Below are 10,887 nucleotides of genomic sequence, written 5' to 3' on the forward strand. Positions count from 1 at the left end.
CTCGTGAACGAACCGCCGAACGTTCTTGGCCCCGTCGAGTTCGCCGCGAAGGCAAAGGAACTCGAAAAGCTCGGTGTCGAGGTCGAAATCCTGACGGAGCGCGAGATGAAGCGCCTCGGCATGGGGGCGCTGCTCGGCGTCGCCCAGGGTTCCGTCCGTCCGCCGCGCCTTGCCATCATGCAGTGGAAGGGCGGAAAGGCCAAGGAGCGTCCCGTCGCCTTCATCGGCAAGGGCGTCGTCTTCGATACAGGCGGCATCTCGATCAAGCCGGCAGCGGGCATGGAAGACATGAAGGGCGATATGGGCGGTGCGGCGGCCGTTACCGGCCTCATGCATGTGCTTGCGGCGCGCAAGGCGGCCGTCAACGCGGTCGGCATCATCGGCCTTGTCGAGAACATGCCGGACGGCAATGCCCAACGCCCAGGTGATATCGTCACCTCGATGTCCGGCCAGACGATCGAAGTTATCAACACCGATGCCGAGGGCCGTCTCGTGCTCTGCGACGCGCTTTGGTACTGCAACGACCGCTTCAAGCCGCAGTTCATGGTCAACCTTGCGACGCTGACAGGCGCTGTCGTCGTGGCGCTCGGCAGCGTCTATGCCGGCCTGTTTTCGAATGACGACACGCTTGCCGGCCAGTTGACGGAAGCCGGCTTCTCCACAAGCGAGAAGGTCTGGCGCATGCCGCTCGGCAAGGAATACGACAAGATGATCGACAGCAAGTTCGCCGACATGAAAAACACCGGCGGTCGCTATGCAGGTTCGATCACGGCGGCGCATTTCCTCAAGCGCTTCGTGCAGGACACCCGCTGGGCGCACCTCGATATCGCGGGCACCGCCATGGGTTCGCCGCTGGATGAGATCAACCAGTCCTGGGGCTCCGGCTTCGGCGTCCGCCTGCTGGATCGCCTGGTGCGCGACCACTACGAAGCCTGATCGCGCATGACGGAAGTCCTGTTCTATCATCTGACCGAATCCAAGCTCGAGGACGCGCTGCCGCCGCTCGTCGACAAGAGCGTCGGGCGCGGCTGGCGTGTCGCGATCCAGGTGAAGGAAACGGCTCGAAGGGATGCGCTCGACGCGCACCTGTGGACTTTCCGCGAAGACAGCTTTTTGCCGCACGGCACCGACGAGGCTGAATTCGCCGAAGACCAGCCCGTCCTGTTGACGGCATCGGCCGGAAACGCCAACGCTGCGACCGTGCGTTTCGTCGTCGACGGCGCCGAACCGCCGTCGGTGGACACCTATGATCGCATCGTCTTCATGTTCGACGGATACGACCAGGAGCAGCTTGAAGCCGCGCGGGCCGAGTGGAAGAGGCTGAAGAGTGAGGGGCACAGCCTCACCTACTGGCAGCAGACGCCGCAGGGACGCTGGGAGAAGAAGGCCTGACCGCCCGGGTCAGACAAGACCGCCGTCCCTCACGACCTTGTCGATGAAGCCCTTCTTCGAGGCGGTATAAGCGGCGCGATTTTGGGCATATTTCCGCGCAAGATCGATCTTCAGCTCTTCATAGGCCTGGACGAGAATGGGATCGCTGCGAAGCCTATCGCGAAAAAGGATGTTCCGCTTCCAATTGTGACCCTGATATTCGACGATATGGGCGAGGTGCGTGCGCGTCTCGCCCTTGATGCCGCGGCCGAAGATGTAGTCGTCGGGCACGATATCGGCTCCAGCATAATCGTAGCCGATCTGTTCCATCGGGCCGATACAGGTCGCTCCGTCCTCGAAACGTCTGACGCCGATCAGAATGTCGATGATTGGTTTTGCTTTGATCGCCGGGATGGCGGTGCTGCCGAAATGCTGGATGTCGAGCGCCAGAGATCCGAGCGCACCTCGGATCCTAGCCTCTTCCAGCGCATAGGCTTCCCGCCATCTCGCGTCGGGAGCGGCGAGCGTGACGGTCAGATGCCGCACGCCCAACCCAAAAGATTCGTCTTGCTCCTGCTGCATGGTATTGGACGTCCTTGGGCGAGGGTCGATCTTGCCACTCTAACAGTCAACGGTAGCACTGGCAGCCGGCCGACGATCCGTCGGTCAGTCGTGGAATGCTTCCACGAACTTCCGCTTGCCGAGCATGAAGGCGTCGGCAACGTGACGTAAAGGTGCGAGGTCGACATCCGACTTGCCTGCCCTGATGATCTCTGCGAAGCGCCGGTAGAGCGCCGGATATTCCTCTTCCGGAGCGGAGAATTTCAGTTCGCCGTTGACCGAAAGCTTCGATCCGCCTTCCGCAAGCTCCATCTTGCCGGCCGCCGTCTCGGCAATGATATCCCAACTCTGTTTGCCGGTTTGGCGCCAGTCGAATTCGCCGTGAACCGGAACATCGTCGGCATTCTTGAAATGCATGTCGGCCGCAATCGGCGCGTCGCGGTTTTCCGGAAACTCCAGCGTGGCGCTCGTCAGGAAGATCGCCTTCGGCAGGATATGGGTGACGATTGACAGCGCATTGATACCCGGATCGAAAACACCGAGCCCGCCCGCCTGCCAGATCCAGTCCTGATTCGGATGCCAGTGGCGCACGTCCTCCTTCCAGATGACGTGGACGCTTTCGATCTTCGTCGAGGCGAGGAAGGCCTTGGCGGCCTCGACCGCAGCCGCATAGCGCGAATGCCAGCTTGCAAAGAGCGAGCCGCCTTTTTCGGCGGCCAGCGCTTCAAGGTCGGCGACCTCGCTCAGGGTCGCGCCCGGCGGCTTTTCGAGGAAGACGTGCTTGCCGGCACAAAGCGCCTTATGGGCTGCCTCGTAGCGAAATTGCGGAGGCATGCAAAGCGAAACGGCGTCGATCTCAGGCACGGCCTCGAGCATGGCCTCGATGCTTGTGAAGCTCTGGATGCCGTCGACGGTGCCGTGGCGGCTTGCCGTCGCGACAAGCTTGAAATCCGGATTCTTGGCGATCGAGGGGAGGTGCTGGTCGCGGACGATTTTGCCGACGCCGACGATGGCGAGGTTGATGGGTGACATGGCTGAAGCTCGCGTTCGGTGTTTCGCTCAAAAGTATGATTTATTGGGCGGTGTTTTATCAGAATGTTACCGCCGGGCAAGCGGCCTTGTCACGTGCAGATCGACAAAGGCGCCACACCTAGCCCGCCATGGCGTCCTCATATTCGGCCGAAAGCTCCAGCCACTGTTCTTCGGCGGCTGCGAGCTTTGCGGCTGCCTCGCCACGCTGCTTGGCTTTCTCGCTGGCCTTTGCCGGCGCCTTTTCGTAGAGCGCCGGATCGGCCAGCTCCGCATCGAGCTCTCGAATCTGTTTCTCCAGCTTCGCCGTCAATGATTCGATTTCGTTGATCTTTTTCCTGAGCGGCGCGAGCGAGGCGCGTCTGCCGGCATTCGCCTTGCGCTGATCCGCCTTGGAGGAGGGCTCTTCGCTCAGATCAGGCCTTTCGTCTTTTTTTTTGCCCGAAGAGACGACGAGGTTGCGGTATTCCTCCATATCGCCCTCGAAATTCGAAACTGTGCCGTTATTGACCAGCCAGAGACGGTCGACCGTCGCCTCGATAAGATGGCGGTCATGCGAGATGAGGATGACGGCGCCATCGTAGTCGTTAAGGGCTTCTATCAAAGCGCGGCGGCTGTCGATGTCCAGGTGGTTGGTCGGCTCGTCGAGAATGAGAAGGTTCGGCGCGTGGAATGCGGCAAGCCCCATCAGCAGGCGGGCCTTCTCGCCACCAGAAAGATCCTTGGCAGCGGTTGACATCTTCTCCGTCGAAAGCCCCATCTGCGCCACGCGGGCGCGGACCTTGGCCTCGGGCGCTGCGGGCATCAGGCGGCGCACATGCTCGACCGGCGACTCGTTGGGGACGAGATCGTCGAGTTGGTGCTGGGCGAAAAAGCCGATCTTCAGGCTCGGTGCGAGTTTGATGTCGCCGCTTTCGGCCGAGAGCCGGCCGGCGATGAATTTTGCGAAGGTCGACTTGCCGTTGCCGTTGGCGCCGAGCAGCGCGATGCGGTCGTCGTTGTCGATGCGAAGGCTGATGTTCTTGAGGATCGGCTTGCCCGGTTGGTAACCGACGGCGCCGCTCTGGATGGCGACGATCGGCGATGCCGGCTGCTTTTCCGGTTCCGGGAAAGTGATCGGCTGCACATGATTTTCGATCACCGCGGCGACCGTGCCCATGCGTTCCAGCGCCTTGACGCGGCTCTGCGCCTGGCGCGCCTTGGAGGCCTTTGCCTTGAAGCGGTCGATGAAACTCTGCAGATGTTTGCGCGCGGCCTCGTTCTTGGCTTTCGCTTTCGTCTGCAATTCGTCGGCTTCCGCCTTCTGCCGCTCGAACTGATCGTAGCCGCCGCGGTAGAAGGTCAGCTTCTTCTGGTCGAGATGGACGATCGAATTGACGGCATTGTTCAGAAGGTCGCGGTCATGGCTGATGATGATGACCGTGTGCGGATATCGCCGCACATAGTCTTCCAGCCAGAGCGTACCTTCGAGGTCGAGATAGTTCGTCGGCTCGTCGAGAAGCAGCAGATCGGGTTCGGCAAAGAGCACTGAGGCAAGGGCCACGCGCATGCGCCAGCCGCCGGAGAAGGCCGAGGCAGGGCGCTGCTGGGCATCCTGATCGAAGCCGAGGCCGGCAAGAATGCTTGCCGCCCGCGCCTCTGCCGAATGCGCATCGATATCGACAAGGCGCATCTGGATTTCCGCAATCCGGTGCGCATCGGTCGAGCTCGGATTCGGCACGCAGCGCGGCGCGCTCTTGGTCGGCGGATAGCACGATCTTGATCAGCGAATCTTCCGTGCCCGGTGCTTCCTGCGCCACCTGGCCGATGCGTGCGCTCTTCGGTATGGAAACTGAGCCTGTTTCTGCGCCGAGATCGCCCGTGATGATCCTGAAAAGCGTCGATTTGCCCGCGCCGTTCCGCCCCACAAGGCCAGCCTTCGTGCCCGCCGGAAGCGTCACGCTGGCATTGTCGAGGAGAAGGCGCCCGGCGATGCGGGCCGAAATGTCGGTAATCGTGATCATGCGCGGCGTTTTGGCCGAAAGCCGCGATCAAGGCAAGACCGTGGCGGCAACCTCGTGAATGTCGATGCGAGATACACGTCCTGTGACCTGTTTCGAATGCGGGTCGAAGGACAAGGCAAACCGCGAAAACCAAGCGAAGTTCCTCTTCCTCTCCTGCCGACACGCAGACAGTGCCGACGTCAACGGGGCTGTCAACGTCCTGGCGGCTTGAACACGGCCATCGAAGGCGCTTAACCCGTCTCCCGAGAACGCGAAAGGGCGGCCTGGGCCGCCGCTGAAAATCCCCGTCCTTTCGGGCGGGGAAGATGTGAAGACTTGATTCGAGCGCTGCCTTGATCTTCATGAAGGCAGCGGCCGCACCATGACAACGGCGTGAAATTGCCGCGTCCCCCTTGTTTTCGGGACTAGGGGCGGATAAAGACCGCCCACTTTTCCCGCTAAACCAGAGGATTTGACCCAATGGCGATTGAACGCACCTTTTCGATGATCAAGCCGGACGCAACGAAGCGCAACCTGACGGGCGCTATCACCAAGATGCTGGAAGATGCGGGCCTGCGCGTCGTTGCTTCCAAGCGCGTTTGGATGAGCAAGCGGGAAGCTGAAGGCTTCTACGCCGTTCACAAGGAGCGTCCGTTCTTCGGCGAACTCGTCGACACCATGACCTCCGGCCCGACCGTCGTGCAGGTTCTCGAAGGCGAAAACGCAATCCTCAAGAACCGCGAAATCATGGGTGCGACGAACCCGGCAAACGCTGACGAAGGCACGATCCGCAAGGTGCACGCCCTTTCGATCGGCGAAAACTCCGTTCACGGCTCCGACGCTCCGGAAACGGCTGCGCAGGAAATCAAATACTGGTTCTCCGACACCGAAATCGTCGGCTGAATCGGGATTTCAGCCGCGAAGCTGAAGCCTTTGAAATGTTTCTTAAAGCCGGAGCTTCGCTCCGGCTTTTGCGTGTGCGCCCAGCATGGGCGCATTCTTGTGGGTGAAAGTCCCACCGTAAGCTGGTCATGGCGAGCGAAGAGAAGCGCAAGACTTCACCTGGCGGTGAACGAGACCAAGAGCGCCGTTGCCAGCGTCTTCGGCCGCAAGTTCCTCGGCTACGCCTTCTGGCGAACTCGGGGAGTGGTCAAGCGACGGGTGGCCGACAAGGCAATCAAGGCGTTCAAGGCTCGCATCCGCGAACTGACGTCCGCGTGACGGGCCGGTCCTTGAAAGCCGTGATCGAACGGCTGAACCTCTTCGTGCGCGGATGGAAAGCTTACTTCAGGCTGGCGCAAACACCATCGGTCTGGCAAGCGCTGGACGAGTGGATGCGTCACCGCCTGAGGGCTATCCAGCTCAAGCAATGGAAGACAGGCAGGACTATCTCTCGGGAAATGACGGCCAGGGGAGCAAGCTTCGATGTGGCGAGCCAAGTGGCGGCAAATGCCCGCCGCTGGTGGCGCAACAGCGCAAAACTCCTAAACACCGCCCTCACGATCAAATGGGCCGACCGGCTCGGAATGCCCAGACTCGCCTGACCTCAATCTCTCGAACCGCCCGGTGCGGACCCGCATGCCGGGTGGTGTGGCAGGGGTGCGATCACATATGATCGCCCCCTATGCCGATTACGCGGCAGGGCACTTGTCTGTATTGCTGAAGTCCGTCGTTCCGTCCGGCTTGAAGACATCCGGGTTCTGTGTATAGAGCGGCCCGACGACCAGCGGCTTGCTCGGCAGGATCGATTGATCGACGTCCGAGACCAGTTGTGTCTTCAGCTCCTGCAGGGTCGCGCCCTCGGCATCGACGAGACGGATCTTTACGGAATAAGGTCTATCCTTGCGGATGCAGTGTACCTTTGGGCTCTGGAGAGTGATCTTGTCCCAGGCCGGGTAGATCTTCTCGGTGAGCACGATTGGGTCGCCGCCGGCCGGGTTCTCGAATTCCGCGATCGCCACCGCACCATCGGGAATGGCTGCAGTCTTCTTCAAGGTGACGAGGTAGGTCGCGCTTGCGACGCGGTAGTTGAACACGAAAATATGGCCGCTCACTTCGACCATCTTCTCCATCTCGCGTTGGCAGCCGGCGAGCAGCGCGGCGCTCAGCGCCAGCGCCGTGATAACCTTGATCTTCATGTCGCGTCCTCTTTCTTCCGGTGGTAGTGCCGGCTTGCCTTGGCGCGGTTGCCGCAGACGCCCATGTCGCACCAGGCACGGCTTTTATTCTTGCTGCGGTCTATGAACAGCCAGCCGCAATTGCGGCATATCTTCAAGCGCTCCGGATCAGGCATCGCGATCAGGCGAAGCACCGAATGCGCGGTCGCGGCGTCGAGCCCGTCGGGCCTGGCATTGCGGAGGGTTACGGCGAGTTTTCCAAGCAGGTCCGCGAGGAGGCGATCGTCATTGCCTGTTAAAACGCGTTGCCGGAAATAGCGGTCCGTCGCTTCGCGCAGCGCGATGAAATTCAGCCTGTCTTCTGGCGCCACCGGCAGAACTTCCCTGAAAAGGGCGCGCTCGGCGCAGAATTCCGCAGCCGCAAGCGAAAAGCTCGCGAGCTGTTCATCCGCCGCAAAGCGGTCGATGCTGCGCGCTATATCATGACGCAGAATGACGCTGTTTGCGACATCCAGCGCCAGCGCGCCGCCAGAGAAACGATGTGCGGTCCAGGCAAAGATCATGAAGAAAATATAACTGGTAAAATCGGTTTTGCCAGTTATTGTTTGCAGAGGATCCGGAGTTTCCTGATGGGTTATCTATTGCAGCAGCTGGCAAACGCCGTGCCGTTGGCAGCGCTCTACGCGGCGCTTGCCTTTGGCTATGCGCTTGCCTTCGGCGTCACCAAGCGCGCCGATATCACCTATGGTGCGGTCTTCGCTTTCGCGGGACAGATCCTGCTGCTGTTCACCGATTTCGCCTATAACCGCCTCTGGCTGGTCCTGCCCGCATCGCTCGCGATCGGCGCCGTCATGTCGTTCGCCTATTCGCTCGGCGCCGGCTTCTGGATCGGCCGCTCCGTCATGCAGCCGCTCGTGCAACGTTCACCGAATACGGTCATCGTCGCAGCCCTCGGCGTGACCATCCTGCTCATGGAGACCGCGCGGTTGGCGTCCGATACGCGGGAGCTCTGGCTCTCGCCCTTTCTCAACCGCACCGTCGTTTTCTGGAGCGACGCATCCTTCAAGGTGACGCTGACTTATATCCAGCTTATCAATACCGGGCTGATGTGCGCGCTGATCGCGGTCGGCGGCCTAGTGCTGCGCCGCAGCGCCTGGGGTCGCGTCTGGCGCGCAGTGACGGACGATCCGCTCGCCGCTGAACTCTGCGGCGTCAGTGCAATCCGCGTGTTCCTCGCTGCCTATGTGGCCGCCGTCTTCATCGCCACCTGCTGTGGCATCCTGACGACCTTCTATTACGGTTCGATGGATTTCGGTGCGGGTCTGCTCTTCGGCCTCAAGGTGCTGATGATCGCCGCTGCCGGCGGCTATTCCGATCCGCTGAAATCCGCAGGCGGTGCAGCAGGCATCGGCTTTGCCGAAACACTTTGGACCGCCTACGGCCCATTCCTCTGGCGGGATTTCGTCATCTTCTCGCTGCTGGTCTTCCTGTTGGTGCTGAGCCGGCGTGAGCGCGCCATTCCGTGACTACTTCCATTTGTCGCGCGCAGCGTCGTCTGCGTCCTTGGCAGAGACCCAATCGCCATCCGAGCCATCCGAGCCATGTTCCCTCTTCCAGAAGGGCGCGGAGGTCTTTAGATAATCCATGACGAAGCTCGCGCCGTCGAATGCCGCCTGCCTGTGCGGCGCCGCGGCAATCACCAGCACGATATTTTCTCTTGCGGCGATTTTTCCGAAGCGGTGGATGGCGGTGAGCCCAAGCAGGCCAAAACGCTCGATCGCCAACTCGGCGATGCGCGCCATCTCCGCCTCGGCCATGCCCGGATAATGTTCCAGTTCCAGCGCTGCCAATGTGCCGCCTTCGTCGCGGCAGAGGCCGGAGAATGTCACGATCGCTCCAACGCCGGGCGCGGCCTTTTTCAGCCGGTCGACCTCAGTCTGCAGGTCGAAATCTTCGCGCTGGACGCGGATGGTGGGGGCTGGGCTCACCATATGCTTGCCCTTTGCTGATGCGCGATCACCTCAAAACGCACTCCCTCATCGATGTGCGTGTCGCAGCCAGGGGGTGCGCCCAACGCAAGACAAAGAGAGTTATTCACGGCCTGGACGCGTCGTGGCTCGGCTCCGGTGACAAGCACAGCAATGACGGACAAGCGTGGAAAAGCCGGCTCCATACGCAGTGTTTCCATTTGTCTTCTCGCGAGCGTGCGTCCGTCATCCGCCCGTCATCGGCGGAAAAATCCCGATCTCCCGGGCATTGCCGACCGGTTCGTCGTGTTCGGCGTGTTCCTGATCGAGCGCCACGCGGATAACGTTTTCGTATTGAAGCGCCGTCTCGTATTCTTCGCCCAGGGTCTTCAAGTGACCGAGAAGATCGGCAACGGTGACGACGGAGGCGGGAAGGGCGATGTCTTCCTCACTCTTGCCGATCCGTTCCCGCACCCAGGCAAAATAGACGAGACGCGTCATTCTTCGTCATCCACGATATGCTTCAAGCCGGCGCGGAAATAGTCATAGCCGGTATATATGGTCAAAATGGCCGCGATCCAAAGGAGGGCGATGCCGATCTGCGTCGTATAGGGAAAAATCTCGTCGCCCGCAGGACCGGCAAGCAGGAACGCGATAGCCACCAGTTGCAGCGTCGTTTTCCATTTGGCGATCCGTGTGACGGGAACGCTGACTTTGAGGGCGGCGAGATATTCCCGCAGTCCCGAAACGAGGATTTCGCGGCACAGGATGGTGATTGCCGCCCAGATCGACCAACCGGGGATTGTTTGGTCCGCGGCAACCAGGAGCAGGATCGAGGCGACCAGGAGCTTGTCGGCGATCGGGTCGAGCATGCGGCCGATATTCGAAGTCTGGTTCCAGATGCGCGCCAGATAGCCGTCCAGGAAATCGGTGAGAGAAGCGATGATGAATATCCAAAGGGCGACCCATCGCGCCGTGTTGCTGATCGCAAGCCGTCCCTCGACAAAGAAGCACAGGACAATCAGCGGTACCGCGAGAATGCGGCCGTAGGTCAGCAAATTGGGAATATTATACGCGCGCGATGCCATGAAACCGTTCTCTGAATTTATGTGCTTGTAGATGACGGGTTTGACCGCAAGCCGTCAACGTTCTTTCTGTTTTTCTGCCGCCTTTGCGTGGAATTTGCGACGTTAGCCGCCTATTTCGCGGCATCGTCGTGAAAATGGTTATAGACCTGCTTTGCGACGGTTTCGGAAATACCCTCGACTGCCATGAGATCGGAAAGCGCTGCCCGCGAAACGGCCTTTGCGGTGCCGAAATGCTGCAGCAGCGCCCGCTTGCGCGACGGGCCGATGCCGCCAATCTCGTCGAGCGGGTTCTTCACCATCTCCTTCTTGCGTCGCGCGCGATGCGAGCCGATGGCGAAGCGGTGCGCTTCGTCCCGCATGCGCTGGATGAAATAGAGCACGGGATCGCGTGGCGGCAGCGTAAAGCTTTCGCGCCCCGGCGGGAAGAAACGCTCGCGCCCCGCATCGCGGTCGACGCCCTTGGCAACGCCGATGGCAATGACGCTGTCGGTGATGGCGAGTTCCTCGAGGATGGCGCGCACCGCCGTCATCTGACCCTGGCCACCGTCGATCAGGATCACGTCCGGCCAAACAGGGAAAGGCAGATCGGCGGCCTCAGCGCTCGATACTGTCTGCGTCCGGTCCGGAATGCCTTCCTCCTTGATGAGCCGCGAGAAGCGCCGGGTCATCACCTCGCGCATCATGCCGAAGTCGTCTCCGGGCGTGATGTCGGTCGATTTGATGTTGAACTTGCGGGACTGGCTCTTCACGGAGCCTTCTGGCCCCGCCACGA

General features: G+C 60.9%; 14 protein-coding genes and 1 pseudogene. 6 read left to right on the plus strand and 9 right to left on the minus strand.

Annotated features, from left to right (window positions below):
* A partial coding sequence (locus C9413_RS19745; protein WP_170250797.1) for a leucyl aminopeptidase occupies window positions 1-936 on the plus strand: 936 nt, incomplete at its 5' end.
* Window positions 937-942: 6 nt separating this feature from the next.
* Window positions 943-1,392 (plus strand): DNA polymerase III subunit chi, encoded by a 450-nt coding sequence (locus C9413_RS19750; RefSeq protein ID WP_039844465.1) that lies wholly within the window; start codon window positions 943-945, stop codon window positions 1,390-1,392.
* Between the two features lie 9 nt (window positions 1,393-1,401).
* Here the strand turns inward: C9413_RS19750 and C9413_RS19755 are convergent, their stop codons facing one another.
* The 3 genes and pseudogenes from C9413_RS19755 to abc-f all read right to left on the minus strand — a co-directional run bounded on the left by C9413_RS19755 (window position 1,402) and on the right by abc-f (window position 4,964).
* On the minus strand, window positions 1,402-1,953 hold the full coding sequence (locus C9413_RS19755) for a GrpB family protein (RefSeq protein WP_039844466.1): 552 nt from the start codon (window positions 1,951-1,953) through the stop codon (window positions 1,402-1,404).
* A gap of 84 nt (window positions 1,954-2,037) precedes the next feature.
* Window positions 2,038-2,964 (minus strand): Gfo/Idh/MocA family oxidoreductase, encoded by a 927-nt coding sequence (locus tag C9413_RS19760; protein WP_039844467.1) that lies wholly within the window; start codon window positions 2,962-2,964, stop codon window positions 2,038-2,040.
* A 118-nt stretch (window positions 2,965-3,082) separates the two neighbouring features.
* Window positions 3,083-4,964: pseudogene (gene abc-f, locus C9413_RS19765) on the minus strand (ribosomal protection-like ABC-F family protein).
* A 459-nt stretch (window positions 4,965-5,423) separates the two neighbouring features.
* On the opposite strand from abc-f, the gene ndk reads away from it, so the two are divergent.
* From ndk to C9413_RS34540, 3 genes are all read left to right on the plus strand, one after another.
* Window positions 5,424-5,846 carry a nucleoside-diphosphate kinase gene (gene ndk / locus C9413_RS19770; RefSeq protein WP_022714709.1) on the plus strand — a complete coding sequence of 141 codons (423 nt, stop codon included), beginning with the start codon at window positions 5,424-5,426 and terminating at the stop codon, window positions 5,844-5,846.
* A gap of 165 nt (window positions 5,847-6,011) precedes the next feature.
* Complete coding sequence (locus tag C9413_RS34535; protein ID WP_223843979.1) at window positions 6,012-6,164, plus strand: hypothetical protein; 153 nt, start codon at window positions 6,012-6,014, stop codon at window positions 6,162-6,164.
* On the plus strand, window positions 6,161-6,487 hold the full coding sequence (locus C9413_RS34540) for a group II intron maturase-specific domain-containing protein (RefSeq protein ID WP_052451498.1): 327 nt from the start codon (window positions 6,161-6,163) through the stop codon (window positions 6,485-6,487). The genes C9413_RS34535 and C9413_RS34540 overlap by 4 nt, the downstream gene beginning before the upstream one ends.
* Before the next feature lie 87 nt (window positions 6,488-6,574).
* Here the strand turns inward: C9413_RS34540 and C9413_RS19780 are convergent, their stop codons facing one another.
* Entirely contained in the window at window positions 6,575-7,081 is a 507-nt protein-coding gene (locus C9413_RS19780; RefSeq protein ID WP_039844469.1) for a hypothetical protein, read from the minus strand.
* Window positions 7,078-7,623 (minus strand): CGNR zinc finger domain-containing protein, encoded by a 546-nt coding sequence (locus C9413_RS19785; RefSeq protein ID WP_039844470.1) that lies wholly within the window; start codon window positions 7,621-7,623, stop codon window positions 7,078-7,080. Before C9413_RS19785 ends, C9413_RS19780 begins: the two co-directional genes overlap by 4 nt.
* A gap of 66 nt (window positions 7,624-7,689) precedes the next feature.
* Between C9413_RS19785 and C9413_RS19790 the strand changes: the two genes are divergently transcribed.
* Entirely contained in the window at window positions 7,690-8,586 is an 897-nt protein-coding gene (locus tag C9413_RS19790) for a branched-chain amino acid ABC transporter permease (RefSeq protein ID WP_039844471.1), read from the plus strand.
* On the opposite strand, the gene C9413_RS19795 is transcribed toward C9413_RS19790, so the two are convergent.
* The 4 genes from C9413_RS19795 to C9413_RS19810 all read right to left on the minus strand — a co-directional run.
* Complete coding sequence (locus C9413_RS19795) at window positions 8,587-9,048, minus strand: molybdenum cofactor biosynthesis protein MoaE (protein ID WP_170250799.1); 462 nt, start codon at window positions 9,046-9,048, stop codon at window positions 8,587-8,589.
* A gap of 225 nt (window positions 9,049-9,273) precedes the next feature.
* Window positions 9,274-9,528: a molybdopterin converting factor subunit 1 gene (gene moaD, locus C9413_RS19800; RefSeq protein ID WP_039844473.1), complete on the minus strand. Its 255-nt coding sequence runs from the start codon at window positions 9,526-9,528 to the stop codon at window positions 9,274-9,276.
* Window positions 9,525-10,115: a CDP-diacylglycerol--glycerol-3-phosphate 3-phosphatidyltransferase gene (gene pgsA / locus C9413_RS19805; RefSeq protein ID WP_170250798.1), complete on the minus strand. Its 591-nt coding sequence runs from the start codon at window positions 10,113-10,115 to the stop codon at window positions 9,525-9,527. Before pgsA ends, moaD begins: the two co-directional genes overlap by 4 nt.
* Window positions 10,116-10,225: 110 nt before the next feature.
* Window positions 10,226-10,887: helix-hairpin-helix domain-containing protein (locus C9413_RS19810; RefSeq protein WP_246703797.1), on the minus strand; the 662-nt coding region annotated here is incomplete at its 5' end.

It is taken from the genome of Rhizobium sp. SEMIA 4085 (assembly GCF_013004495.1).
In the GTDB taxonomy this organism is placed as follows: Bacteria; Pseudomonadota; Alphaproteobacteria; order Rhizobiales; family Rhizobiaceae; genus Rhizobium; species Rhizobium gallicum.

Coding starts and splice junctions, on each gene's coding strand:
- C9413_RS19750 (WP_039844465.1), top strand. CDS start 943: ATGACGGAAGTCCTGTTCTATCATCTGACCGAATCCAAGCTCGAGGAC.
- C9413_RS19755 (WP_039844466.1), bottom strand. CDS start 1,953: ATGCAGCAGGAGCAAGACGAATCTTTTGGGTTGGGCGTGCGGCATCTG.
- C9413_RS19760 (WP_039844467.1), bottom strand. CDS start 2,964: ATGTCACCCATCAACCTCGCCATCGTCGGCGTCGGCAAAATCGTCCGC.
- ndk (WP_022714709.1), top strand. CDS start 5,424: ATGGCGATTGAACGCACCTTTTCGATGATCAAGCCGGACGCAACGAAG.
- C9413_RS19780 (WP_039844469.1), bottom strand. CDS start 7,081: ATGAAGATCAAGGTTATCACGGCGCTGGCGCTGAGCGCCGCGCTGCTC.
- C9413_RS19785 (WP_039844470.1), bottom strand. CDS start 7,623: ATGATCTTTGCCTGGACCGCACATCGTTTCTCTGGCGGCGCGCTGGCG.
- C9413_RS19790 (WP_039844471.1), top strand. CDS start 7,690: ATGGGTTATCTATTGCAGCAGCTGGCAAACGCCGTGCCGTTGGCAGCG.
- moaD (WP_039844473.1), bottom strand. CDS start 9,528: ATGACGCGTCTCGTCTATTTTGCCTGGGTGCGGGAACGGATCGGCAAG.
- pgsA (WP_170250798.1), bottom strand. CDS start 10,115: ATGGCATCGCGCGCGTATAATATTCCCAATTTGCTGACCTACGGCCGC.